Annotated in this window: 23 protein-coding genes; 18 read left to right on the forward strand and 5 right to left on the reverse strand. The window is 70.4% G+C overall.

Annotated features, from left to right (window positions below; all coding sequences use genetic code 11):
• Positions 1-12 precede the first annotated feature (12 nt).
• The 9 genes from V2W30_RS30045 (at position 13) to V2W30_RS30085 (ending at position 8,767) form a co-directional block, all read left to right on the forward strand.
• Entirely contained in the window at positions 13-597 is a 585-nt protein-coding gene (locus tag V2W30_RS30045; RefSeq protein WP_338701394.1) for a PaaI family thioesterase, read from the forward strand.
• Entirely contained in the window at positions 594-1,139 is a 546-nt protein-coding gene (gene dut, locus V2W30_RS30050; protein WP_338701396.1) for a dUTP diphosphatase, read from the forward strand. Before V2W30_RS30045 ends, dut begins: the two co-directional genes overlap by 4 nt.
• Position 1,140: 1 nt before the next feature.
• Positions 1,141-1,908, forward strand: coding sequence for a DUF3710 domain-containing protein (locus V2W30_RS30055; protein ID WP_338701397.1), 768 nt, complete (start codon positions 1,141-1,143; stop codon positions 1,906-1,908).
• Positions 1,909-2,098: 190 nt separating this feature from the next.
• Positions 2,099-3,316: an alginate lyase family protein gene (locus V2W30_RS30060; RefSeq protein ID WP_338701398.1), complete on the forward strand. Its 1,218-nt coding sequence runs from the start codon at positions 2,099-2,101 to the stop codon at positions 3,314-3,316.
• Positions 3,317-3,408: 92 nt separating this feature from the next.
• The gene (locus V2W30_RS30065; protein WP_338701399.1) at positions 3,409-4,134 is read left to right on the forward strand and encodes an ABC transporter ATP-binding protein; all 726 of its coding nucleotides are present in this window, start codon (positions 3,409-3,411) and stop codon (positions 4,132-4,134) included.
• Between the two features lie 126 nt (positions 4,135-4,260).
• A complete protein-coding gene (locus tag V2W30_RS30070; protein ID WP_338701401.1) occupies positions 4,261-6,837 on the forward strand; it encodes a sensor histidine kinase KdpD in 2,577 nt (858 codons plus the stop codon).
• On the forward strand, positions 6,834-7,517 hold the full coding sequence (locus V2W30_RS30075) for a response regulator (RefSeq protein WP_338701403.1): 684 nt from the start codon (positions 6,834-6,836) through the stop codon (positions 7,515-7,517). Before V2W30_RS30070 ends, V2W30_RS30075 begins: the two co-directional genes overlap by 4 nt.
• A gap of 65 nt (positions 7,518-7,582) precedes the next feature.
• A complete protein-coding gene (locus tag V2W30_RS30080; protein WP_338701405.1) occupies positions 7,583-7,993 on the forward strand; it encodes an OB-fold nucleic acid binding domain-containing protein in 411 nt (136 codons plus the stop codon).
• 3 nt (positions 7,994-7,996) lie between these two features.
• Entirely contained in the window at positions 7,997-8,767 is a 771-nt protein-coding gene (locus tag V2W30_RS30085; RefSeq protein WP_338701406.1) for a DUF3159 domain-containing protein, read from the forward strand.
• Between the two features lie 101 nt (positions 8,768-8,868).
• On the opposite strand, the gene V2W30_RS30090 is transcribed toward V2W30_RS30085, so the two are convergent.
• Both V2W30_RS30090 and V2W30_RS30095 read right to left on the reverse strand, forming a co-directional pair.
• Positions 8,869-9,540, reverse strand: coding sequence for a potassium channel family protein (locus tag V2W30_RS30090; RefSeq protein WP_207826409.1), 672 nt, complete (start codon positions 9,538-9,540; stop codon positions 8,869-8,871).
• Entirely contained in the window at positions 9,540-10,211 is a 672-nt protein-coding gene (locus V2W30_RS30095; protein ID WP_338701409.1) for a TrkA family potassium uptake protein, read from the reverse strand. Before V2W30_RS30095 ends, V2W30_RS30090 begins: the two co-directional genes overlap by 1 nt.
• 299 nt (positions 10,212-10,510) lie before the next feature.
• Between V2W30_RS30095 and V2W30_RS30100 the strand changes: the two genes are divergently transcribed.
• Positions 10,511-12,556 carry an APC family permease gene (locus tag V2W30_RS30100; RefSeq protein WP_338701411.1) on the forward strand — a complete coding sequence of 682 codons (2,046 nt, stop codon included), beginning with the start codon at positions 10,511-10,513 and terminating at the stop codon, positions 12,554-12,556.
• Between the two features lie 139 nt (positions 12,557-12,695).
• The gene (locus tag V2W30_RS30105) at positions 12,696-14,024 is read left to right on the forward strand and encodes a class I SAM-dependent RNA methyltransferase (RefSeq protein WP_338701412.1); all 1,329 of its coding nucleotides are present in this window, start codon (positions 12,696-12,698) and stop codon (positions 14,022-14,024) included.
• 14 nt (positions 14,025-14,038) lie between these two features.
• Here V2W30_RS30105 and V2W30_RS30110 read toward each other — a convergent pair whose 3' ends face one another.
• The gene (locus V2W30_RS30110) at positions 14,039-14,947 is read right to left on the reverse strand and encodes a LysR family transcriptional regulator (RefSeq protein WP_338701414.1); all 909 of its coding nucleotides are present in this window, start codon (positions 14,945-14,947) and stop codon (positions 14,039-14,041) included.
• A gap of 195 nt (positions 14,948-15,142) precedes the next feature.
• On the opposite strand from V2W30_RS30110, the gene V2W30_RS30115 reads away from it, so the two are divergent.
• The 7 genes from V2W30_RS30115 (at position 15,143) to V2W30_RS30145 (ending at position 20,968) form a co-directional block, all read left to right on the forward strand.
• Complete coding sequence (locus tag V2W30_RS30115) at positions 15,143-15,475, forward strand: hypothetical protein (protein WP_338701416.1); 333 nt, start codon at positions 15,143-15,145, stop codon at positions 15,473-15,475.
• Positions 15,472-15,645 carry a hypothetical protein gene (locus V2W30_RS30120; RefSeq protein ID WP_338701417.1) on the forward strand — a complete coding sequence of 58 codons (174 nt, stop codon included), beginning with the start codon at positions 15,472-15,474 and terminating at the stop codon, positions 15,643-15,645. The genes V2W30_RS30115 and V2W30_RS30120 overlap by 4 nt, the downstream gene beginning before the upstream one ends.
• Positions 15,646-15,816: 171 nt before the next feature.
• A complete protein-coding gene (locus tag V2W30_RS30125; RefSeq protein ID WP_338701419.1) occupies positions 15,817-17,298 on the forward strand; it encodes an MFS transporter in 1,482 nt (493 codons plus the stop codon).
• A gap of 52 nt (positions 17,299-17,350) precedes the next feature.
• Positions 17,351-18,211: an alpha/beta hydrolase gene (locus V2W30_RS30130; RefSeq protein ID WP_338701421.1), complete on the forward strand. Its 861-nt coding sequence runs from the start codon at positions 17,351-17,353 to the stop codon at positions 18,209-18,211.
• Positions 18,208-18,777 (forward strand): hypothetical protein, encoded by a 570-nt coding sequence (locus V2W30_RS30135; RefSeq protein WP_338701422.1) that lies wholly within the window; start codon positions 18,208-18,210, stop codon positions 18,775-18,777. Before V2W30_RS30130 ends, V2W30_RS30135 begins: the two co-directional genes overlap by 4 nt.
• Positions 18,774-19,745, forward strand: coding sequence for an MsnO8 family LLM class oxidoreductase (locus V2W30_RS30140; protein ID WP_338701424.1), 972 nt, complete (start codon positions 18,774-18,776; stop codon positions 19,743-19,745). Before V2W30_RS30135 ends, V2W30_RS30140 begins: the two co-directional genes overlap by 4 nt.
• 32 nt (positions 19,746-19,777) lie before the next feature.
• A complete protein-coding gene (locus tag V2W30_RS30145; RefSeq protein ID WP_338701426.1) occupies positions 19,778-20,968 on the forward strand; it encodes an MFS transporter in 1,191 nt (396 codons plus the stop codon).
• Between the two features lie 327 nt (positions 20,969-21,295).
• On the opposite strand, the gene V2W30_RS30150 is transcribed toward V2W30_RS30145, so the two are convergent.
• Both V2W30_RS30150 and V2W30_RS30155 read right to left on the reverse strand, forming a co-directional pair.
• On the reverse strand, positions 21,296-22,300 hold the full coding sequence (locus V2W30_RS30150) for an NADP-dependent oxidoreductase (RefSeq protein ID WP_338701427.1): 1,005 nt from the start codon (positions 22,298-22,300) through the stop codon (positions 21,296-21,298).
• A gap of 88 nt (positions 22,301-22,388) precedes the next feature.
• A complete protein-coding gene (locus V2W30_RS30155) occupies positions 22,389-23,081 on the reverse strand; it encodes an SDR family oxidoreductase (protein ID WP_338701428.1) in 693 nt (230 codons plus the stop codon).
• Positions 23,082-23,141 lie beyond the last annotated feature (60 nt).

The following is a 23,141-nucleotide window of genomic DNA, read 5'->3' on the forward strand; positions in this document are numbered from 1 at the left end:
AGGTCTGCGCCTGTGAGTGGTACTTCAGCAGCTCTGACGCCCCCGGCCGACGCCATAGCGCCGGTGCGGCACCCCGACGCGCCCGCCCCGGGCGAGCTCCTCGGCGCGCACTACGGACACTGTTTCGGCTGCGGCGGCGATCAGCCGCACGGGCTGCATCTGGAGGCGCGCGCCGGTGCCGGTGTCGACGTCACCGCCGAGTTCACGGTGCGCGCGGCGCACCAGGGCGCGCCCGGTCTCGCACACGGCGGCCTGCTCGCCACCGCGCTCGACGAGACGCTCGGCTCGCTCAACTGGCTGACCCAGACCATCGCCGTGACCGGACGCCTTGAGACGGACTACGTACGCCCGGTACCCGTCGGCACCGTGCTGCACCTGTCCGCCGAGATCACCGCCGTCGCCGGGCGCAAGATCTACTCGACCGCGACCGGCCGGATCGGCGGCCCCGACGGGCCCGTGGCCGTCCGCGCCGACGCCCTCTTCATCGAGGTGAAGGTCGACCACTTCATCGACAACGGCCGCAAGGAAGAGATCCAGGCGGCCATGAGCGACCCGGACCAGGTCCGGCGTGCCCGTGCCTTCGAGGTGAACCCGTGACGCTTGATGTGCTGATCCGACGCGTCGACCCCGACGTGCCGCTGCCCGCGTACGAGCACCCCGGCGACGCGGGAGCCGATCTGCGCACCACCGAGGCGTGCGAACTCGCACCCGGTGAGCGGGCCGTGCTGCCCACCGGAGTGTCTGTCGCGCTCCCCGAGGGGTACGCGGCCTTCGTGCACCCGCGATCCGGTCTCGCCGCGCGCTGCGGCATCGCCCTGGTGAATGCCCCAGGGACGGTGGATGCCGGGTACCGTGGAGAGATCAAGGTGATCGTGGTGAATCTCGACCCGCGCGAGAGCGTGCGGTTCGAGCGCTTCGACCGGATTGCCCAACTCGTCGTTCAGCAGGTCGAGAGGGTGCGCTTCCACGAGGTGGCGCAGCTTCCCGAATCGGCGCGGGCCGAGGGGGGTTTCGGGTCCACCGGCGGGCATGCCTCCGTGGGTGGCTCCGCCGAGACCGTCGGAGCCGTCGATGGCTCGGGCGGTCAGCAGGGTGGGAATCGATACGCTTCGGTCGTATCTGACCGGGAAGGACAGTGACGTGTTCGGACGTCGCAAGAAGAACAGCTCCGCTGAAGACGCAGTGGACGCGGCGGGCGAGGCCGAGCAGGTCGTCGACAATGCCGACGCGGACGCCGAGGCCGGGTCGGAGCGTGTCCGCCTCGAGCCCGAGCCGCGCCCCGACGGCCCGTGGGACGATTCCGAGGTCCGCGAGCCCGGCGAGGGCCGGGTCGACCTCGGTGGACTCTTCGTCCCCGGTGTAGAGGGCATGGAGCTGCGGGTGGAGGTCGCGGGTGACGCGATCGTCGCCGCGACCGTGGTCCTCCAGGACAGCGCCATCCAGCTCCAGGGTTTCGCCGCCCCCAAGAAGGAGGGCATCTGGGGCGAGGTCCGCGAGGAGATCGCCACGGGCATCACCCAGCAGGGTGGTGTGATCGACGAGGTCGAGGGTCCGCTCGGCTGGGAGCTGCGTGCCCAGGTGCCGGTGCAGTTGCCGGACGGCACGGGCGGCTTCCAGGTCGTGCGCTTCATCGGTGTGGACGGCCCGCGCTGGTTCCTGCGGGGCGTGATCTCCGGTCAGGGCGCGGTGCAGCCGCAGGCGGCCGGCCTGCTCGAGCAGATCTTCCGCGACACGGTCGTGGTGCGCGGTGACGGCCCGATGGCCCCGCGCGACCCGATCGTCCTCAAGCTCCCGGACGACGCGCAGATGGTCGCCGAGGGCGCCGGACAGGAGGGCCCGGAGGGCTCGCGCTTCGGCGGTGGCATGGGTCAGCTGGCCCGTGGCCCGGAGATCACCGAGGTGCGCTGACGCTCTCCAGCAGTCGTACGTGGCCAGGGGCCGCGCATCCTTCGGGATGCGCGGCCCCTGGCCTTTTCCGTGGTCCGGGCCGCTCAACTGCCGTTCTTTCTTCAGGTATTGACGGAAGCCTGGTCCGTACCTAGGGTCACCGCCCAGCGTCATGTTCATGTCGACGCCCCGCGTTCACATACGAGAACGGATGGCCCCCACCATGCAGGCTCGTCACAGAAGATCGCGCACCACCCCGCTCGCCACCCTCACCGCACTCGCGGCTGTCGTCACCGGCGTCGTCGCCTGGCCCGGCGCCGAGCGCGCGGACGCCGCGCCCACCACCTTCGCGCACCCCGGAGTCACCGTCTCCAAGGGGCAGTTGGACTTCGCCAAGGCCAAGGTCGACGCCGGGGCGCAGCCCTGGAAGGGCGCCTTCGACCAGATGATGGCCAGCAAGTACGCCGATCTGAACCGCACGCCCAAGCCCCGCGCCGTCGTCGAGTGCGGCTCGTACTCCAACCCCGACTACGGGTGCACCGACGAGCGCGAGGACGCCATAGCCGCGTACACCGACGCGCTCGCCTGGTACATCACGCGCGACGAGCGGTACGCGAAGAAGTCGATCGCGCTCATGGACGCCTGGTCCGCCACCCTCGCGGACCACACCAACAGCAACGCGCCGTTGCAGACCGGCTGGGCCGGCTCCTCCTGGCCCAAGGCCGCCGAGATCATCACGTACACGTACAGCGGCGGCTGGGCGAACGAGGGCCGCTTCCGGACCATGCTGCGGGACGTCTACCTGCCCGAGATCATCAACGGCTCCAACTCCAACGGCAATTGGGAGCTGTCGATGATGGAGGCCGCCGTCGGGATCTCCGTCTTCCTGGAGGACAGGACGTCGTACGACAAGGCGATGGCGAAGTTCCGGACACGGACGGCCGCGTATGTGTACCTGGCCTCGGACGGGGCGCTGCCCAAGACCGTGCCGAGCCAGAACCTGGATACCAAGACGAAGATCGTCAACTATTGGCAAGGTCAGTCAACCTTCGTGACGGGGTTGAGCCAGGAGACCTGCCGCGACTTCACGCACACCGGGTACGGCATCTCCGCGATCTCGCACATCGCCGAGACCAGCCGCATCCAGGGGCAGGACCTGTACGGCACCGACGTCGGCGAGCGGCTGCGGCAGGCGCTCGGGTTCCACTCCAAGTACGAGCTCGGTGAGGCGCCGCCCAGCTGGCTGTGCGGCGGCACCGTCGACCGCGGCCTCGGACCGGTCACCGAGGTCGGCTACAACGCCCTGCACACCCGCCTCGGCACGGCCATGACCAACACCCAGAAGCTCACCGAACAACAGCGGCCCGCGGGCTCCAACAACCTCTTCGTCGCCTGGGAGACCCTCACCCACGCGGAGAACCCCAGCTAGAAGCCTCGAACCGGTCTCGACCATTGCCCGGCCCGGCGCCGCGTGACCATACTGGCGCCCGGCCGGGAACGTACGTACGGGGGAGTGGGCGCATGACCGAGAGCACCGAGGCGGGGACCGCCGTCCTGGAGCAGGACGGCCGCGGGCCGATGGTCGTCGTCGAAGGGCTGCGCCGCTCGTACGGGACCGGCGCCGCCGCCGTGCACGCGCTGCGCGGGGTCTCCTTCGAGGTGCCGCGCGGTGAGCTCGTCGCCCTCAAGGGGCGCTCCGGATCCGGCAAGACGACGCTGCTCAACCTCGTGGGCGGCCTCGACATGCCCGACGAGGGGAGGATCACCGTCGACGGGCTCGATCTCGCGGAGCTCGGCGAGAACGGCCTCCTGGAGCTGCGCCGCGACCGCATCGGCTTCATCTTCCAGTCCTTCGGCCTGATCCCGATCCTCTCCGCCGCCGAGAACGTCGGCGTGCCGATGCGGCTGCGCAAGGCCGACCCGCGCGAGCGCGAGGAACGCGTCGAACTGCTGCTCTCCCTCGTCGGCCTCGGCGGCCACGCCAAGCAGCGGCCCGGCGAGCTGTCCGGCGGGCAGCAGCAGCGCGTCGCCATCGCCCGCGCGCTCGCCAACCGCCCCGCGCTGCTCATCGCCGACGAGCCGACCGGACAGCTCGACGCGGAGACCGGGCTCGCCGTGATGGAGCTGCTGCGCGCCGTCGTGCGCAGCGAGCAGGTCACCGCGCTCGTCGCCACCCACGACACCACCCTGCTCGACCTCGCCGACCGCGTCCTGGAGCTGAGCGACGGCGAGATCGTCCAGCACTGAGCCGGTTCCCACCGGCATCAGGGTTGCGTCAAAGCCAGCCGCCCACCAGGCATCCGTCCCATTTGTCGCCCTCGTCGGCCGTAAGGTCGAGACTGCGTGCAGCAGCGACTGGAAGACAATGGGGCCATGGGACGCGGCAAGCTTCGGATCTACCTGGGCAGCGCCCCGGGCGTCGGCAAGACGTACGCGATGCTGTCCGAGGCGCACCGCCGCGTCGAGCGTGGCACCGACTGCGTCGTCGCGTTCGTCGAGCACCACGACCGGCCGCGCACCGAGGTGATGCTGCACGGCCTGGAGCAGGTGCCGCGCCGCGAGATCGCGTACCGGGGGTCGCTCTTCCACGAGATGGACGTCGACGCCGTCCTGCTCCGGGCGCCCGCCGTCGCCCTCGTCGACGAGCTCGCCCACACGAACGTCCCCGGCTCGCGCAACGCCAAGCGCTGGCAGGACGTGGAGGAGCTGCTCGCCGCCGGCATCGATGTCGTGTCGACCGTCAACATCCAGCATCTGGAGTCGCTGGGCGACGTGGTCGAGTCGATCACCGGTGTGCGCCAGCGCGAGACCGTCCCCGACGAGGTCGTGCGCCGCGCCGATCAGATCGAGCTCGTCGACATGTCGCCCCAGGCCCTGCGGCGCCGCATGGCCCACGGCAACATCTACAAGTCCGACAAGGTCGACGCGGCCCTGTCCAACTACTTCCGCCCCGGCAACCTCACCGCCCTGCGCGAGCTGGCCCTGCTCTGGGTCGCCGACCGGGCCGACGAGTACCTCCAGGAGTACCGGGGCGAGCACAACATCCGCACCACCTGGCAGGCCCGTGAGCGCATCGTCGTAGGACTGACCGGCGGACCCGAGGGCCGTACGTTGATCAGGCGCGCGGCCCGCCTCGCGGAGAAGGGCGCCGGCGGCGAGGTGCTCGCCGTCTACATCGCCCGCAGCGACGGGCTCACCGCCGCCTCGCCCAAGGAGCTCGCCCTCCAGCGCACGCTCGTCGAGGACCTCGGCGGAACGTTCCACCACGTCATAGGCGACGACATACCCTCGGCTCTCCTGGAGTTCGCGCGCGGCGTCAACGCCACCCAGATCGTCCTCGGCTCCTCGCGCCGCAAGACCTGGCAGTACGTCTTCGGACCCGGCGTCGGCACCACCGTCGCCCGGGAGTCGGGCCCCGACCTCGACGTGCACATCGTCACGCACGAGGAGGTGGCCAAGGGACGCGGGCTGCCCGTCGCGCGCGGCGCCCGGCTCGGCCGGTCCCGGATCGTGTGGGGCTGGCTCGTCGGCGTCGGCGGCCCGGTGCTCCTCGCGCTGCTCCTCACCCACGCGCGCACCGATCTCGGCCTCGCCAACGACATGCTCCTGTTCCTGTCGGTGACGGTCGCGGCCGCGCTGGTCGGCGGACTCCTCCCCGCGCTCGCCTCGGCGGCCGTCGGGTCTCTGCTCCTGAACTACTACTTCACGCCGCCGCTGCACCTGTTCACGGTCGCCGACCCGAAGAACATCGTCGCCATCGTGATCTTCGTGGGCGTCGCCGTGTCCGTCGCGTCCGTCGTGGATCTCGCCGCGCGACGCACCCACCAGGCGGCCAGGCTCCGCGCCGAGTCGGAGATCCTGTCCTTCCTCGCGGGCAGCGTGCTGCGCGGCGAGACGACCCTGGAAGCCCTCCTGGAGCGCGTACGGGAGACGTTCGCCATGGAGTCCGTGGCGCTTCTGGAGCGGGAGAGCGACACCGCGCCGTGGACCTGCGCGGGCAGCGTCGGGCCGCACCCCGACGGGCGGCCCGAGGACGCCGACGTGGACATGCCGGTCGGCGACCACATGGCGCTCGCCCTGTCGGGACGCGTGCTGCCCGCCGAGGACCGGCGCGTCCTCGGCGCCTTCGCCGCGCAGGCCGCCGTCGTGCTCGATCGCAGGCGCCTCCAGGACGCCGCCGACCAGGCCCGCACCCTCGCCGAGGGCAACCGCATCCGTACGGCACTGCTCGCCGCCGTCTCGCACGATCTGCGCACCCCGCTGGCCGGCATCAAGGCCGCGGTGTCGTCCCTGCGCTCCGAGGACGTCGAATGGTCGCCCGAGGACCAGGCCGAGCTGCTCGCCGGGATCGAGGAGGGCGCCGACCGGCTCGACCACCTCGTCGGGAACCTGCTCGACATGTCGCGCCTCCAGACCGGCACCGTCGCCCCGCTCATCCGCGAGATCGACCTCGACGAGGTGGTGCCGCTGGCGCTCGTCGGCGTACCGGACCCGGAACTCAGCGTCGACCTGGACATCCCGGAGTCGCTGCCGATGGTCACCGTCGACAAGGGCCTCCTGGAGCGCGCCGTCGCCAACATCGTCGAGAACGCGGTCAAGTACAGCCCGCCCGACGAGCCCGTCCTCGTCGCCGCGAGCACGCTCGGCGACCGCGTCGAACTGAGGGTCGTGGACCGCGGCCCCGGCGTCCCCGACGACGCCAAGGACCGCATCTTCGCGCCCTTCCAGCGCTACGGTGACGCTCCGCGCGGCGCCGGGGTCGGCCTCGGGCTCGCCGTGGCGCGGGGCTTCGCCGAGGCGATGGGCGGCACGCTCGCCGCGGAGGACACGCCAGGAGGCGGGCTCACCATGGTTCTGACCCTGCGGGCAGCGCCCCGCACCCTCACCCCGGCGGCGGCCCCCGAGGCCGCCCCGCAGTCCGCTGGAACGCAGAGAGGCAGGCCCGCATGACCCGGGTGCTCGTGGTCGACGACGAACCGCAGATCGTCCGCGCCCTCGTCATCAACCTCAAGGCGCGCAAGTACGAGGTGGACGCCGCCGCCGACGGCGCGCAGGCGCTCCAGCTCGCCGCCGCCCGCCACCCCGACGTGGTCGTCCTCGACCTGGGCCTGCCCGACATGGACGGCGTCGAGGTGATCAAGGGACTGCGCGGCTGGACCCGGGTGCCGATCCTGGTCCTGTCCGCGCGGCACTCCTCCGACGAGAAGGTCGAGGCGCTCGACGCGGGCGCCGACGACTACGTGACCAAGCCCTTCGGCATGGACGAGCTGCTCGCGCGGCTCCGCGCGGCCGTGCGCCGGGCCGAGCCCACCGGGGGAGGCGAGGACGAGGGGATCGTCGAGACGGACGACTTCACCGTCGACCTGGCCGCGAAGAAGGTCAACCGCGGCGGCCGCGACGTGCGGCTCACGCCCACGGAGTGGCACCTCCTGGAGGTGCTCGTGCGCAACACCGGACGCCTGGTCAGCCAGAAGCAGCTGCTCCAGGAGGTGTGGGGCCCTTCGTACGGCACGGAGACCAACTATCTGCGGGTGTACATGGCCCAACTGCGCCGCAAGCTGGAGACCGATCCGTCGCATCCGCGGCACTTCGTCACGGAGCCGGGGATGGGCTACCGGTTCGAGAGATAAGGACCTCGAATCCGGGGTACACCAGCGGGTACGACCGTGTCACCGGCCCCGGGTACGCTTCCTGTATGAGTGCTGTTCCTCGTTCCGACAGGACGTCCGAGAAGCCGGCGGGCCGATTCCGGCGCATGCTCGACCGGCTCTCCACCTCGCAGGAGGACCTGGAGTCGGAGGAGCTGCGCGAGGACTCGCAGACCACGGGCTGTACGCGTATCGGCGACTGCCACGACCGTCAGATAGTCACGGTTACTGGTACGTTGCGCACGGTCACCCTTCGGCCACGCGCCGGAGTCCCGGCACTGGAGGCGGAGTTGTTCGACGGCTCGGCCGCCCTGGACGTGGTGTGGCTCGGCAGGCGCTCCATCGTGGGGATCGAGCCGGGCCGCAAGCTGATCGCATCGGGACGGATCTCGATGAGCCGGGGCCGTAGGGTGCTCTTCAACCCGAAATACGAACTCAGACCGCTCGGACGGGAGTAGCCGGTGACGTCCCTCGACAAGCCGACCGACCGCGAAGACCTCGCAGGCCAGGAAACCGCGGACAGGGCGGTGACCGAGGCCGCGCTCTTCGAGGCCTTCGGCGGCGTGCGGGGCATGGTGGAGACCGTCGTGCCCGGTCTCCTCTTCGTGACCATCTTCACGATCAACAAGGACCTGCACATGTCGGCCATCGCGGCCCTCGCGGTGTCCCTGGTGCTGGTCGTCGTACGCCTGGTCATGAAGGACACGGTCAAGCACGCCTTCAGTGGTGTCTTCGGTGTCGTGTTCGGTGTCGTCTTCGCGATGATGACCGGCAACGCCAAGGACTTCTATCTCCCCGGCATGCTCTACACGTTGGGGCTCGCGCTCGCGTACATCGTGACGACGCTGTGCGGGGTTCCCTTGATCGGGCTCATCCTCGGGCCGGTGTTCAAGGAGAACCTGTCGTGGCGTACACGTAACCCCGGCCGCAAGAAGGCGTACGCGAAGGCGAGTTGGGCCTGGGGGCTCATCCTGCTCGCCAAGTGCGCGATTCTCTTCCCGATGTACTGGTGGGCGGACACCACCAAGTTCGGCTGGGTGCTCATCGCTCTGAAGATTCCGCCGTTCCTGCTGGCGGTGTGGCTGACGTGGGTGTTCCTGGCGAAGGCGCCCGCGCCCATCGACGTGTTCGCCGAGATGGAAGCCGCGGAACAGGCGGAGAAGGCCGAGAAGGCGGCGAAGGCCGAGGCCGCCCGTTCCGAAGGCGGGGCGCGGCATCGCCGTGAGGCCTGAGGTCCTCGGCGGGTGCGGGAGGCGGGTCGCTCCCCGCGCCCCTGAAGGCGAGAAGCGGAGGTCCCCCCGAGCAAGGCTCGGGGGGACCTCCGCTTCTCGTGCTACGCGTCCTCGCGGCGGACCGACAACAGGTCCTCCAGCTGTTCCTCACGCGCCTGGGCCGCTACGAACAGGAGCTCGTCGCCCGCCTCCAGGGAGTCCTCCTGGCTGGGAGCCAGGACGCGGGTGCCGCGGATGATCGTCACCAGGGACGTGTCCTCCGGCCACTGGACGTCGCCCACGCGCGTGCCGGCGAGGGCCGACTCGGGCGGGAGCGTCAGCTCGACCAGGTTCGCGTCGCCGTGGCTGAAGCGCAGCAGCCGGACCAGATCGCCGACGCTCACCGCCTCTTCGACCAGGGCCGACATGAGACGCGGGGTCGAGACGGCCACGTCCACGCCCCACGACTCGTTGAACAGCCATTCGTTCTTGGGGTTGTTGACGCGGGCGACGACCCGCGGAACCCCGTACTCGGTCTTCGCGAGCAGGGAGACGACGAGATTGACCTTGTCGTCACCCGTGGCCGCGATGACCACGTTGCAGCGCTGGAGCGCCGCCTCGTCCAGCGACGTGATCTCGCAGGCGTCGGCGAGCAGCCACTCCGCCTGCGGGACGCGCTCGACCGAGATGGCGGTCGGCGCCTTGTCGACGAGGAGGACCTCGTGGCCGTTCTCCAGGAGCTCGCCCGCGATCGAGCGGCCCACCGCACCGGCACCGGCAATGGCGACCCTCATCAGTGACCGCCCTCCTCTTCAGGACCCTCGGCGAACGCCGCCTCGACCTTCTCGACGTCGTCCGTGCGCATCATCACGTGCACGAGGTCGCCCTCCTGGAGCACTGTCTGCGACGTCGGCAGGATCGCCTCACCGAGCCGGGTGACGAACGCCACGCGCACGCCCGTCTCCTCCTGGAGGCGGCTGATCTTGTGCCCCACCCAGGACGACGAGGCGTGCACCTCGGCGAGCTGGACACCGCCGGTGGGGTCGCGCCACAGCGGCTCGGCCCCGGACGGAAGGAGCCGGCGCAGCATCTGGTCGGCGGTCCAGCGGACCGTGGCGACCGTCGGGATGCCCAGGCGCTGGTAGACCTCGGCGCGGCGGGGGTCGTAGATCCGCGCCGCCACGTTCTCGATGCCGAACATCTCGCGGGCCACGCGGGCCGCGATGATGTTGGAGTTGTCACCGCTGGAGACGGCGGCGAAGGCGCCCGCCTCCTCGATGCCGGCCTCACGCAGGGTGTCCTGGTCGAAGCCGACCCCGGTGACACGGCGGCCGCCGAACCCGGAGCCCAGGCGGCGGAAGGCCGTGGGGTCCTGGTCGACCACGGCGACCGTGTGGCCCTGCTGTTCCAGGGTCTGGGCGAGTTGGGACCCTACGCGGCCACAGCCCATGATCACGATATGCACGGCCCTACCCCGCACTCCTCATAGGCCTTCTGACCTGCCTAAACGTCCTGCTCATGTCTCTCTCTCGCGGCTCGGTCCAGCCGGGGTGCGGCTCGATCTGGGCACGACGTGAACCCCGTATGGCTCGCGTCATGACCACCGTATCGGCAATGTGGGCGAAGTCCTCCTTCGCGTAGCGGCCTAGATCGTCGGTGGATACCGGGCTCACGGGTGCACGCCGCGTTCGTATTTTGGGCATCCGGAGGAGTTAAGGGGTGGTGGGTGGGCGGCCCCCCGTTCGAACGCTTACGATCCTCTGCGTGTCCAAACTGACCGACGTGCCCAAACGGATCTTGATCGGGCGCGCTCTGCGCAGTGATCGGCTCGGAGAAACGCTCCTGCCGAAGCGCATCGCACTCCCCGTTTTCGCCTCCGACCCGCTCTCCTCCGTGGCGTACGCGCCGGGCGAGGTCCTGCTGGTCCTCTCCATCGCGGGCGTGTCGGCCTACCACTTCAGCCCCTGGATCGCGGTCGCGGTCGTCGTGCTGATGTTCACGGTCGTCGCCTCGTACCGACAGAACGTGCACGCCTACCCGAGCGGTGGCGGCGACTACGAGGTCGCCAACACCAACCTCGGCCCGAAGGCCGGGCTCACCGTCGCGAGCGCCCTGCTCGTCGACTACGTCCTGACCGTCGCCGTCTCCATCGCCTCCGGCATCGAGAACCTCGGCTCCGCGATCCCCTTCGTGGTCGAGCACAAGGTGCTCTGCGCCTGTGCCGTCATCGTGCTGCTCACGCTGATGAACCTGCGCGGTGTGAAGGAGTCCGGCAAGCTCTTCGCCATTCCGACGTACGTCTTCGTCGCGGGCGTCTTCATCATGATCGCCTGGGGCGCCTTCCGCGGGCTCGTCCTCGACGACACCATGAAGGCCCCCACCGCCGACTTCCACATCAAGGCCGAGCACCAGGGCCTCGCGGGCTTCGCGCTCGTCTTCCTGCTGCTGCGCGCCTTCTCGTCCGGCTGTGCGGCCCTCACCGGCGTCGAGGCGATCTCCAACGGCGTCCCGGCCTTCCGCAAGCCCAAGTCGAAGAACGCGGCCTCCACGCTCGCGCTCATGGGCGCGCTCGCCGTCACCATGTTCTGCGGCATCATCGGCCTCGCCATGGCGACCAACGTCCGCATGGCCGAGAACCCGGCGTCCGACCTGATCCACAACGGCGTCGCGGTCGGTTCGGGCTACGTCCAGAACCCGGTCATCTCGCAGGTCGCCGAGGCCGTCTTCGGCAAGGGCAGCTTCCTGTTCCTCATCCTCGCGGCGGCCACGGCCCTGGTCCTCTTCCTGGCGGCCAACACCGCGTACAACGGCTTCCCGCTGCTCGGCTCGATCCTCGCGCAGGACCGCTACCTGCCGCGCCAGCTGCACACCCGCGGCGACCGCCTCGCGTTCTCCAACGGCATCGTGCTGCTCGCCGGCGCGGCCATGCTCCTGGTCATCATCTACGGGGCCGACTCGACCCGTCTGATCCAGCTCTACATCGTGGGCGTGTTCGTCTCCTTCACGCTGAGCCAGACCGGCATGGTCCGGCACTGGAACCGCCACCTGCGGTCCGAGAAGGACGCCAACAAGCGCCGCCAGATGGTCCGCTCCCGCGCGATCAACGCGTTCGGCGCGTTCTTCACCGGACTCGTCCTCGTGGTCGTCCTCGTCACGAAGTTCACGCACGGCGCCTGGGTCGCACTCCTCGGCATGTGCATCTTCTACGCGACGATGACCGCGATCCGTAAGCACTACGACCGGGTCGCCGAGGAGATCGCCGCGCCCGAGACGCCGTCCGACGACAGCGTGCGCCCGTCCCGCGTCCACTCGATCGTCCTCGTGTCGAAGATCCACCGCCCGACGCTGCGGGCCCTGGCGTACGCCAAGTTGATGCGTACGGACACTCTTGAGGCATTGAGCGTCAATGTTGATCCGGCCGAGACGAAGGCCTTGAGGGAGGAGTGGGAACGTCGAGGTATCGATGTCCCGCTCAAGGTTCTCGACTCTCCCTACCGGGAGATCACCCGGCCGATCATCGAATACGTGAAGGGCCTGCGCCGCGAGTCTCCGCGCGACGCGGTCAGCGTGATCATCCCCGAGTACGTGGTCGGCCACTGGTACGAGCACCTGCTGCACAACCAGAGCGCGCTGCGCCTGAAGGGCCGCCTGCTCTTCACTCCCGGGATCATGGTCACCTCCGTGCCGTACCAGCTGGAGTCCTCCGAGGCCGCCAAGAAGCGGGCCCGCAGGCGCTCCGAGTGGAACGCGCCGGGTGCGGTGCGCCGCGGTCCGGTGGAGAAGCGCCCCAAGGAGCCCACCAACAAGTAGCGACCGGTGCATGGCCGGCCGATGAGCAGCCGGACTCGTACCTGGTGAGCGGCCGGACGACAGCCACGTAGACTGGTGGGCTGTTGTCCGGCCGTTTTTTCCTACGGCCCGTCCCCTTACGTACTGGAGTCACCCCGCCATGCAGGCAGAACCGAAGAAGTCACTGGTGGGGGCCGAGTACGAGGTCGAGGTCGGACCCGTCGCACACGGCGGTCACTGCATCGCGCGTACGGCCGAGGGCCAGGTCCTGTTCGTCCGGCACACGCTGCCCGGCGAGCGCGTCGTGGCCCGCGTCACCGACGGCGAGGAGGGCGCCCGCTTCCTGCGCGCCGACGCCGTCCAGATCCTGGAGGCCTCCAAGGACCGCGTCGAGGCGCCCTGCCCGTACGCCGGTCCCGGTCGCTGCGGCGGCTGCGACTGGCAGCACGCCAAGCCGGGCGCGCAGCGCCGCCTGAAGGGCGAGGTCATCGCCGAGCAGCTCAAGCACCTCGCGGGCCTCACGCCCGAGGAGGCCGGCTGGGACGGCACGGTCATGCCGGCCGAGGGCGACAAGCTCCCCTCGGGCGAGGTCCCGCAGTGGCGCACGCGCGTCCAGTACGCGATCGACGCGGACGGCAACGCCGGTCTGCGCCGCCACCGCTCCCACGAGGTCGAGCCGATCGAGCACTGCATGATCGCCGCCGAGGGCGTCTCCGAGCTGGGCATCGAGCAGCGCGACTGGTCCGGCATGAAGTCCGTCGACGCGATCGCGGCGACCGGATCCCAGGACCGCATGGTGATCCTGGAGCCGAAGCCCGGCGCACGGCTGCCCCTCGTCGAGCTGGACAAGCCGGTCTCCGTGATGCGCGTCGGCGAGAAGGACGGCGGCGTGCACCGTGTGCACGGCCGCGCCTTCGTCCGCGAGCGCGCCGACGACCGCACGTACCGCGTCGGCAACGGCGGCTTCTGGCAGGTCCACCCGAAGGCGGCGGACACCCTCATGCGCGCGGTGATGCAGGGCCTGCTGCCCCGCAAGGGCGACACGGCCCTCGACCTGTACTGCGGCGTCGGCCTGTTCGCGGGCGCCCTCGCCGACCGCGTCGGCGAGAAGGGCGCGGTGCTCGGCATCGAGTCCGGCAAGCGCGCGGTCGAGGACGCCCGGCACAACCTGGAGTCCTTCGACCGGGTCCGCATCGAGCAGGGCAAGGTCGAGGCGGCCCTGCCGCGCACCGGCATCACCGAGGTCGACCTGATCGTCCTCGACCCGCCGCGGGCCGGCGCCGGCAAGAAGACCGTCGCCCACCTCGCGACGCTGGGCGCCCGCCGCATCGCCTACGTGGCCTGCGACCCGGCCGCGCTGGCGCGTGACCTGGGGTACTTCAAGGAGGGCGGGTACAAGGTGCGGACGCTGCGGGCGTTCGATCTGTTCCCGATGACGCATCACGTGGAGTGCGTCGCGATCCTTGAGCCCGCCGCGAAGGGTGCCTGACCTGCGCTGCGAGGTCAAGGCTGAGCTGTCCCGGTTTTCGTTCCGGCGACAGCTCCTACGACCTCCAAGAAGGCTCGGACGCGACCGCTCTGCGCCTGCTTGAGCCAGATCGGCGCGTAGTCACACGGCATGCGCTCACGGACCGGCACCCAGACGACGCCGGGGAGACGGTGGTACGGCTCCGCGTCCCTGTTGGCGAGCGAGACCCCCTGCCCCGCTCCCACCAGCAGGGGGATCTCCTGCCAGGAGGTCGCCTGGTGCCCGTGATGGATGGGGCGGCCTGAGGGCGTGTGCCGCGGAAAGTGGTGATCCGACCAGTACTGCGGTACAGAACCACCGATGGTGAGCAGTGTCACCAGGGCGAGGTCCTCCAAGGAGACGGACGCACAGCGGGCGAAGGGGTGCTCGCTGGGCACCATCAGTGCCCGTTCGCAGGTGATCAGTGTCGGGCCTGCCACCAAATCGGCTTCCTGGAGCGGAAGTTCGGTTATCTGGACGTGGACCCCTCCACTGCGGAGCGAGCTGAAGGGGGAGGAGAGCTGGATCTCCTGGATCAGCAGCTCGCAGTCCGGGTACGCCGCCTTGAACGGTTCCAGGGATCGGAGAATCAGGTTGGCCGCCATGGGGCTGGAATAGCCGACACGTAGTTCCCCGGTGACGCCTCTCCCCGCTGCGACGGCGCGTGCCAGCGCCGCGTCCATCTGCCGGCGGACGGGCAGGAGATCATCACAGAGCTGCTGTCCGACCATCGTCGGCACGACGCGGCGACTGGTGCGCTCGAAGAGCTGAACGCCGACGCGACGTTCGAGTTTGCGGATGATCTGGCTGACCCTGCCGACGGAGACGCCCAGCCGGTCGGCGGTACGGCCGAAGTGCAGCTCCTCGGCCAGGGTCAGCAGTGCCTCCCACTCCTGCCGTTCCATGATCCCCCTCATCGTTTAGCCCTGTTGCACGGTACTTCAGCAGATCGGCGTTGTTCCAGGCGCGAGCGGCGAACAAGGTTGTTGGCGTTCCCAGTCGAACGTCAAGCGATCAAGGGGTGCCGTGGCGTGGCGGAAGTTCTGAACCCTCTCGTACACACCTCCCATGGCGGGGAAGTGCAAGACGGTGCAAGGGGTATGACGAGGCGTCAGCCTGCGGTGCTCGCCGTCGGCGTGGCCGCCACCCCTGTGGCGGTCATGGACTCGTTCCTCGTGAACGTCGCCGTCCCCTCCCTGCGGGACGATCTCCAAGTCGACTGCGCGCAGGTGGAGTTGGTCGTCGGCGGAATCGCACTCTTCAGCCTGTCCTCACTCGGAGCGGGGCCTGCCCCGGCCTCCTGGCCGCTCATCGCCTTTCGCGTGATCCAGGCTGTCGGCGCGGCCTTGTTCTATCCGCAGGTGCTTGCCGTGATGCGGGACTCCCTGCGCGGACGCGCGCAGACGCGGCCTTCGCGGTGTCCGGCGCCGTGATCGGCCTCGCCTCGATCGCGGGCCAGGTCGTCGGCGGCCTGTCGTTCGGCCTGGTCCTCTTCGGTCTCGGCTGGCGCTGGATCTTCCTCGCCATCTCGGTCCCGGTGTTCGCGCTGTTCGTCCGCGGGAGCCGCGCGTGGCCCGCTGGTGCGGGCTCAGCCCGCGAGTGAGCGGTGAGCCCGCACTGCGCACCTTTATCGGTACCAGGGTTCCCTTAATGGGGCTCGCGTGCTACTTTTCCCGAGCGTAATGGTACTCAAGTCCCGTTAGAGGGTTCCTGGTCTGTCACCCCTGCCTTGTCCGTACAGGGCGCAAGCCCGCAACTCCGAAGAAGGAATGTCATGTCTGCAACCAGTGCCGAGACGCGCTCGTCCGCGTCCGCGACCTCCGACCGGGCCAGAATCGAGCCCGAATCCCAGCGACTCACCGGCCGGTTGAAGCTGGTCCTCGCGGTGCTCCTGGTCGCCCAGTTCATGCTGGCCGTCGACTTCTCGATCCTGAACGTGGCGCTGCCCGCGATCGGTGACGGCCTCGGCTTCTCCCTCGCGAACCTGCAGTGGATCGCTACGGCCTTCGCGCTCTCCGCCGCCGGTTTCACCCTCTTCTTCGGGCGCATCGGCGACCTGATCGGCCGCAAGAAGATCTTCATCGGCAGCCTCGCCCTGCTGGGACTCTCCTCGCTGGCCGGCGGCCTCGCCACCAGCCCGGAAGTGCTCCTCGCCGCCCGCGTCGCCCAGGGACTCGCGACGGCCGCGGCCACCCCTGCGGGCCTGTCCCTGCTGACGACCTCCTTCGCCGAAGGGCCGTTGCGGCAGAAGGCGCTCGGCATCAACGGCGCGCTGATGTCGGCCGGCTTCACCACCGGCGCCATCCTCGGCGGCGTACTGACCGACCTGCTCTCCTGGCGCTGGGCGTTCTTCATCAACGTGCCCGTCGCTCTCGCCGTCGTCTTGATCGCCCCGACCGTCATCAAGGAGTCCAAGCCGGCCGCCCGCCCCAGGCTCGACCTGCCCGGCGCGCTCGCCGTCACCCTCGGTCTGCTCGGCCTCGTCTACGGCCTGACCCAGGCCGGCGAGTACGGCTGGTCCCACCCGCACGCACTGCTCGGCCTGGCCGCAGGCGTGGTCTTCCTGGCCGCGTTCTTCCTGGTCGAGCGGAAGGTCGCCGAACCGCTTGTGCCGCTGCGCACCCTCGGCCGCCGCACCGTCGCCTGGGGCAACGTGCTGGGCCTGCTCGCCTTCGTCACCGAGACCTCGCTGGTCTACCTGCTCACCCTGTACCTGCAGAAGACGCTCGGCTTCTCACCGCTCGCGGCCGGTGTCTCCTTCGGCGTCCTGGGCATCGGCACCGTCGTCGGCGGCCTGCTCGCGCCGAAGGTGATCGCGCGGACGTCGACCCTGACCGCCCTGGTCGCCGGCGGCGTCATCCAGACGGTCTTCACCGCGGCCCTGCTCTTCCTCGGTACGACGACCGGCGCCTCCCTCGCCCTGCTCCTGCCCGCCACCTTCTTCGGCGGCGTCGGCAACATGCTCGTCATCGTCGGCTTCATGGTCACCGCCACCAGCGGGCTCCCGGACGCCGAACAGGGCCTGGCCACCGGCCTGGCGTCCATGTCCCAGCAGGTCGGCATCACGATGGGCACCCCGATCATGTCCGCCGTCGTCACCGCCACCACCGCGGGCGCGGCCACGGCCTCCGCCGTTCACCACGGCGTCACCGTGGCCATCGCCGTCAACGCCGCCCTGGTCCTGCTCGGCGTCGTCCTCGCGGCGCTCTTCCTGCGCACCCGCACGAACACACCGGAGAGCCGGCCCGGCTCCTGAACCCGGACCGCGCCGCAGACCCATCCGCTCGGCCCGGAAGGACCTCGCCACCATGGTTCGGGACGCGCCCACCACTTCCACGCCCTCCGCCGGGACCGCGGTCCACTGGCAGCAGGTCATGCTGCCGGCCGCACATCCGGTGCCGGCTCGCATGTACCGCCCTGGCACGGCCCGTACGTCGCAGCAGGAGCACGGCTGGCTGGTGTGGGCGCACGGCGGAAGCTGGCAGTACGGTTCCGCGGCCCAGTGGCACGCCGTCACCCACCGTCTCGCCTCCCTGTCCGGTTGGAACGTCCTGAGCGTCGACTACCGGCTGGCCCCGGAGCACCCGTATCCGGCCCCTCTGGAGGATCTCCGCGCCGCCGTCGACTGGGCGCGACAGCGCCCCGGCGCGCAGGTCTCCGTCGCGGTGGGAGGTGACAGCGCCGGCGCCACGCTGGCCGCATGCGTCGCACTGGCGGAACGCGACCGGGGTCGGCCGCTCGCGGCGCAGCTGCTGGCCTATCCACCGCTGGATCCCGACTGCACCGCCGCCAGTTATCGCCGCGACCCCCTGGGGTTCCCGCACCCCGCCCAGTTGCGCCTGGCCTGGCGCGCCTGGCGCGGAGCGTCGCCCGGCCTCGTATCCACCTCCGACGGAACGCCCCTCCACCGCACGCCGTTCGACGCCTGCTCCCTGGCCGGCGTGGCGCCCGCCGTCCTCGCCGTAGGGGCAGAGGATCCGGTAGCCGACGACGTCGTGGAGTACGCCGCCAGGCTCCGTGACGCGTCCGTGCCCGTCCGCCTCGTCCAACCGCCGCACACAGGTCATGCCGACCTGCTCCGGCCACACAGCCGCCTGCTGCCGATTCTCGGCACCGCGCTACGCGACCTCCGCTCGACGTCGCCTTCCGAGGAGGAATCCGCCCGATGACTCACACCGACTCCGCAGCCCGCGCCATCGGACCCGTGGGCCCTGAGGCGCCCTCACCACTGGCAGCCCTCGTGCGCCACTTCACCGACCTGCGCGACGGCACACACGGAGGGCACCGCGACCGGCCCGCCAAGGAAGGCCGTTTCCAGGAGGCGGCCTTCCTCCTCGACGCCCCCGCGCGCCAGGTCCTCGCCGAGTTCAACACCCACCTGCTGCTGAACACCGGAGCCGTGCACGCCACCGGCCTGCGTCGTGACCAGCACGGGGGCAGCCACGCCACCTGGAATCTGACCTGGCCCGAACAGAGTCGCGCGGGCATCTCCCCGCTCACGCTCCACGCCCACTACGGCGCGGGCTTCCACCACCCCCACCTGCGCGGCGCCACCGTCGCCGACTGGCCCCTCAACGTCTTCACCCCCGAACAGGCCGACGAACTCGTCCCCACGCTCCGCGCCATCGTCGCCGCCGACCTGCACAACCTCGTCTTCCAGCGCGACTGGCGCATCGTCCCGGCCCTCCACGCCCATCCTCGCCCGCACCACCCCCAAGGACCCCAGCCGCGATGAACGACTTCGGCCCACTGCGTCTGTCCGTTCTCGACCAGTCGCCCATCGGCGAGGGCCGGACCCCCGACGACGCTCTGCACACCACCCTCGAACTCGCCCGCCTCGCCGACTCCCTCGGCTACCACCGGTACTGGCTCGCCGAACACCACAACTCCCGCTCGTTCGCCGGTACGTCACCGGAAGTCCTCGCCGGTCCCGTGCTGCAGCACACCAGCCGGGTCCGCGTCGGCACCGGCGGCATTCTGCTGCCCCGGTACCACCCCGACACCGTCGCCGAGAAGATGAATCTGCTGCGACGCCTCAGCCCGGGCCGCGTCGACGTGGGCATCGCCCGTGGTGGCGGTCCTGCCGACGACTTCGACCAGAAGCTTCTGCGTCTGCGTCAACACCTCATGGACGAGGGCCCCGCAGATCCGCCCGTGCCGAGCACGCCCGCCGAACCGGAGAACGGTCTGTGGCTCCTCGGCGCGGGTGGGTCGACAGCCCCGCTCGCCGGAAGGCTCGGCGCCGGCTATGCCTTCGGGCACTTCTTCTCTCCCCGGAACGGGCCTGCGTCCCTGGCCGCATATCGCCGTCATCTCCCCGACGGTCGACAGCCTTCCCCTCTGCTCGCCGTGCGAGTGATCGCTGCCGAGGATCCCGAGAAGGCCGCCGCGCTCGCACAGGCCATGCTGCTGTGGAGAGCCCGCAAAGACCTCGGCCACGACGGTCCCGTCCCCGGCCTGCACACCCTCGCGCAGCACACCTGGACCTCGGAAGAACGCACGCAAGCAGCCCTGCACCGCAGCGCTGTCCTGCACGGCACCCCCGATCAGCTGCACCACCGTCTGACCGCACTGGCCCACGCCCACCAGGTCAGCGAGATCATGATCAATACGGTCACCGCAGCTCCTGAACACCGCATGACCTCCTACAAGTTGCTGGCCGACGCCGTTCTCGCCCCGCTGGCCCAGGTGACCGTCACGTGAGGGGATACCGGCAGATACTCGCCGTGCCAGGGATGCCATCACTGCTGGCCGTGTCGCTTCTCGCCCGCACCGCCATCACGGCGGCCACGATGGCACTGACGATGCACGTCGTCCTGGGCCTGCACATGAGCTATGTCGCGGCCGGTGCTGTCACGGCAGCTCTCACGACGGGGCTGACCCTGGGCGGGCCGCTGCTCGGCCGCATGACCGATCGGTGGGGCCTGCGTACGGTGCTGCCGGTCACCGTCGTGGCGCAGGCCGTGTTCTGGCTGGGCATGCCGACCCTGCCGTACGGGGCCCTCTTGGGGGCCGTCTTCCCAGCGGGTCTGCTGATGGTGCCGGTGCAGCAGGTCACCAGGCAGGCGATCGCCGCGATGACGACGGCGGAGCAGCGCCGATCCGCGTTCGCGCTGGAGTCGGTACAGGGTGAACTGTCGTACATGGTGGGCCCGGCGGTCGTGATCCTGTGCGCCGCGCAGGCGCCCACCGATGTGGTGGCGTGGGGGCTCGGCGCCGCGATCGTGGCCGGTGGAGCCGGGATCGCCCTGCTCGACCCGCCGCTGCGCGCCGAGCACGAGGCGAAGTCCGGCGCGGCTGGACGGCTTCCGCGGCGAGAGTGGCTGGGCAGCGGGATGAAGGCCGTACTGACGATGGCGTTCGGTACTGCCGCGCTGCTCAGCGGCGTCGACCTCGCCGTCGTCGCCGTACTCGAGGAATCGGACCAGGTGTCCCGGGCCGCCGTGGTCGTGGCCGTGCTCGGCGTGACGTCCGTCGTCGGGGGGCTGATCTACGGCGCGCTGTCCCGGTCGCTTCCCACGTGGCTGCTGCTCGGCCTGCTCGGGCTCGTGACGGTGCCCGCAGGGTTGGCCCACGACTGGCCCTGGTTGTGCGCAGCCGTCGTCGGCATCGGGCTTCTCGCCGCGCCGACCCTTTCCGCGGTGGCCGATGCGGTGACCCGTATGGCGCCGACCGGCGTGCGGGGTGAGGCGACGGGTCTGCAATCCGCTGCGCAGAGTGCGGGTTTCGCGCTCGGATCCCCCATCGTCGGGGTGGCCATTAACAGCTCCGTGCCGGCGGGCGGTTTCGCGACGGCCGGACTGGCCGGGTTCACCGCCGCGATCATCGGATGTGCCCTGTCCCGCCGCTGCTCGTCATCTCTGCCGCTCCCTTCACCTCATCACAGCTCCCCGAACGGGTCTGCCGCACGATCGGGGGACACCTGAACCGGCTTGCCCCGCGGAGAGGGTGGGACGGATGTCGCTGTGCCCAAGCCCTGTCCGCAGGAGTTCGGCGACGACGTCGTGCGGGTCGCGAGCATCGTCATCGCGGGTACCTCCGGGCTCCTCGCGGAGACCGATCACACAGCCACCCGGGAACTCGGCCGTGGAGCTGCGCTCAGCGCGGTCGATGACCTCCGGAACCGGATGCGGCGCGGTCGCGTCGCCGTCCCCGAGGTCGCGGAGGATCACCTAAGGGCCGCCCGGTCCGTGCGTGCCCGCTACCGGGACCTCGACCTGGATCGGGCGGGCGCCCGCAGGACGTCCTCGCGCCTACGCCATCGTGACGACGACCTTGCCGGCCTTCGCGCGGCCCTTCTCGACGTACTCCATGGCCTGGAGCGTCTCGTCGAACGGGAAGACGCGGTCGACGACGGGGCGGATCTTCCCGGCGTCGATGAGCGTGGTGAGTTCGCGGAGCTGGTCGCCGTCGGCCCTCATGAACAGGAACGAGTACGTCACACCGCGGCGCCTGGCGTTGCGCCGGGTCGTGAAGCTGAGGGCCGTCATGGCCAGGCGGAGGATCGGGTTCGCGCCCAGTTCGCGGGCGAAGGCCGGGTCGGGCGGGCCCGCGACGGAGATGGCCAGGCCGCCGGGCTTGAGGACGCGCAGGGACTTGGCGAGGTTCTCGCCGCCGAGGGAGTCCAGGACGACGTCGTAGTCGCGGAGGAGCTCGGAGAAGTCCTGGGTGCGGTAGTCGATGACTTCGTCCGCGCCGAGGTCCCTGGCCAGGTCGACCTTGGCGGTGCTCACGGTGGTGGCCACGTGCGCGCCCAGCGCCTTGGCCAGTTGGACGGCGACGGAGCCGAGGCCGCCCGTGCCGGCGTGGACGAGGACCTTCTGGCCCGGTTGGACGTTCGCCCGCTCGACCAGTGCCTGCCATGCCGTGAGGGCGACCAGGGGGAGGGAGGCGGCCTCGGTCATGGTGAGGGTGGCCGGTTTGGGCGCCAGGTCGTCCTGGTGGACGGCGATGAGTTCGGCGAAGGTGCCGATGCGGTCCTTGTCGGGCCGGGCGTAGACCTCGTCGCCCACCGCGAAGCGGGTGACGGACGGGCCGACCCGGACGACCGTCCCGGCGAGGTCGTTGCCCAGCACGAGCGGGAGACGGTACGGCAGGAACGCCTTGAAGTCTCCGTTGCGGATCCTGACGTCCAGCGGGTTCACGCCCGCCGCGTGGATCTTGACCAGGACGTCGTCGGCACCTGCCTCGGGGTCGGGCAGGTCCGCGGCACGCATCCCGGCCTGGTCGCCGTACTTCTCGACCGTGAAGGCCTTCATCGTCGTCTCCGTTCCGTTTCCCGTCCGTGCGAGGCCGGGGTGTCCGTTCGTGCCGGGGCGTCCGTTCGCGCCGGGGTGGGCGAGAGTCTCAGGCCGCGTTCGGCTGGGGTGCCGCGGACAGGCTCTGCTTGACGTACCGGCTGGTCTCGTCGGCGAGGATCTCGGGCAGGCCGGTCTCGACGCCGTGCAGGGCCTGGGTCGCGACGTCGGCGGCGGCGACCTTCTGATCGGCGGGCACACCGGCGGCCATGTCGGTGTCCATATAACCGACGTGCAGCGCCGAGACGGTGATGCCGCGCGGTGCCAGCTCCTCACGGGTCGCGTCGCTCAGCGCCCAGGCGGCGGCCTTGGACGCGGCGTAGGAGCCGAGGCCGGCCGGGTGGAACCAGGACAGGGCGGACAGGACGTTGAGCACGGCGCCGCCGCCGTTGCCCTCGATCACGGGGGCGAAGGCGCGGGTCGCGGTGAGCGGGCCGAAGAAGTTGGTCTCCATCTCCCGGCGCACGTCCGCCATGTCGCCTTCGGTCAGCGTCGCGCCGGTGGAGATGCCCGCGTTGTTGATCAGCAGGGTCGCGTCCGACGCCACGCGCGCGGCCTCACGTACCGACGCCTCGTCCGTCACGTCCAGGCGCAGCGGGATGACGCCCGGCAGGTCGACCGTCTCGGGGCGCCGGGCCGCGCCGTACACCTTCGCGCCGCGCTCGACGAGCTGGGCGGCCAGGTGTCGTCCGAGGCCCCGGTTGGCGCCGGTGACGACTGCGACAGCGTTCTTGAGTTCCATGTTCGCTCCTGGTCGTGGCGGGGTGCCGTCGGCCACCCGCGACTCGTTTAGATTATGTGC

The organism is Streptomyces sp. Q6, from assembly GCF_036967205.1.
Taxonomy (GTDB): Bacteria; Actinomycetota; Actinomycetes; order Streptomycetales; family Streptomycetaceae; genus Streptomyces; species Streptomyces citrinus.

Coding starts and splice junctions, on each gene's coding strand:
- V2W30_RS30060 (WP_338701398.1), top strand. CDS start 2,099: ATGGCCCCCACCATGCAGGCTCGTCACAGAAGATCGCGCACCACCCCG.
- V2W30_RS30065 (WP_338701399.1), top strand. CDS start 3,409: ATGACCGAGAGCACCGAGGCGGGGACCGCCGTCCTGGAGCAGGACGGC.
- V2W30_RS30070 (WP_338701401.1), top strand. CDS start 4,261: ATGGGACGCGGCAAGCTTCGGATCTACCTGGGCAGCGCCCCGGGCGTC.
- V2W30_RS30075 (WP_338701403.1), top strand. CDS start 6,834: ATGACCCGGGTGCTCGTGGTCGACGACGAACCGCAGATCGTCCGCGCC.
- V2W30_RS30080 (WP_338701405.1), top strand. CDS start 7,583: ATGAGTGCTGTTCCTCGTTCCGACAGGACGTCCGAGAAGCCGGCGGGC.
- V2W30_RS30090 (WP_207826409.1), bottom strand. CDS start 9,540: ATGAGGGTCGCCATTGCCGGTGCCGGTGCGGTGGGCCGCTCGATCGCG.
- V2W30_RS30105 (WP_338701412.1), top strand. CDS start 12,696: ATGCAGGCAGAACCGAAGAAGTCACTGGTGGGGGCCGAGTACGAGGTC.
- V2W30_RS30110 (WP_338701414.1), bottom strand. CDS start 14,947: ATGGAACGGCAGGAGTGGGAGGCACTGCTGACCCTGGCCGAGGAGCTG.
- V2W30_RS30115 (WP_338701416.1), top strand. CDS start 15,143: ATGACGAGGCGTCAGCCTGCGGTGCTCGCCGTCGGCGTGGCCGCCACC.
- V2W30_RS30125 (WP_338701419.1), top strand. CDS start 15,817: ATGTCTGCAACCAGTGCCGAGACGCGCTCGTCCGCGTCCGCGACCTCC.
- V2W30_RS30130 (WP_338701421.1), top strand. CDS start 17,351: ATGGTTCGGGACGCGCCCACCACTTCCACGCCCTCCGCCGGGACCGCG.
- V2W30_RS30135 (WP_338701422.1), top strand. CDS start 18,208: ATGACTCACACCGACTCCGCAGCCCGCGCCATCGGACCCGTGGGCCCT.
- V2W30_RS30140 (WP_338701424.1), top strand. CDS start 18,774: ATGAACGACTTCGGCCCACTGCGTCTGTCCGTTCTCGACCAGTCGCCC.
- V2W30_RS30145 (WP_338701426.1), top strand. CDS start 19,778: ATGCCATCACTGCTGGCCGTGTCGCTTCTCGCCCGCACCGCCATCACG.
- V2W30_RS30150 (WP_338701427.1), bottom strand. CDS start 22,300: ATGAAGGCCTTCACGGTCGAGAAGTACGGCGACCAGGCCGGGATGCGT.
- V2W30_RS30155 (WP_338701428.1), bottom strand. CDS start 23,081: ATGGAACTCAAGAACGCTGTCGCAGTCGTCACCGGCGCCAACCGGGGC.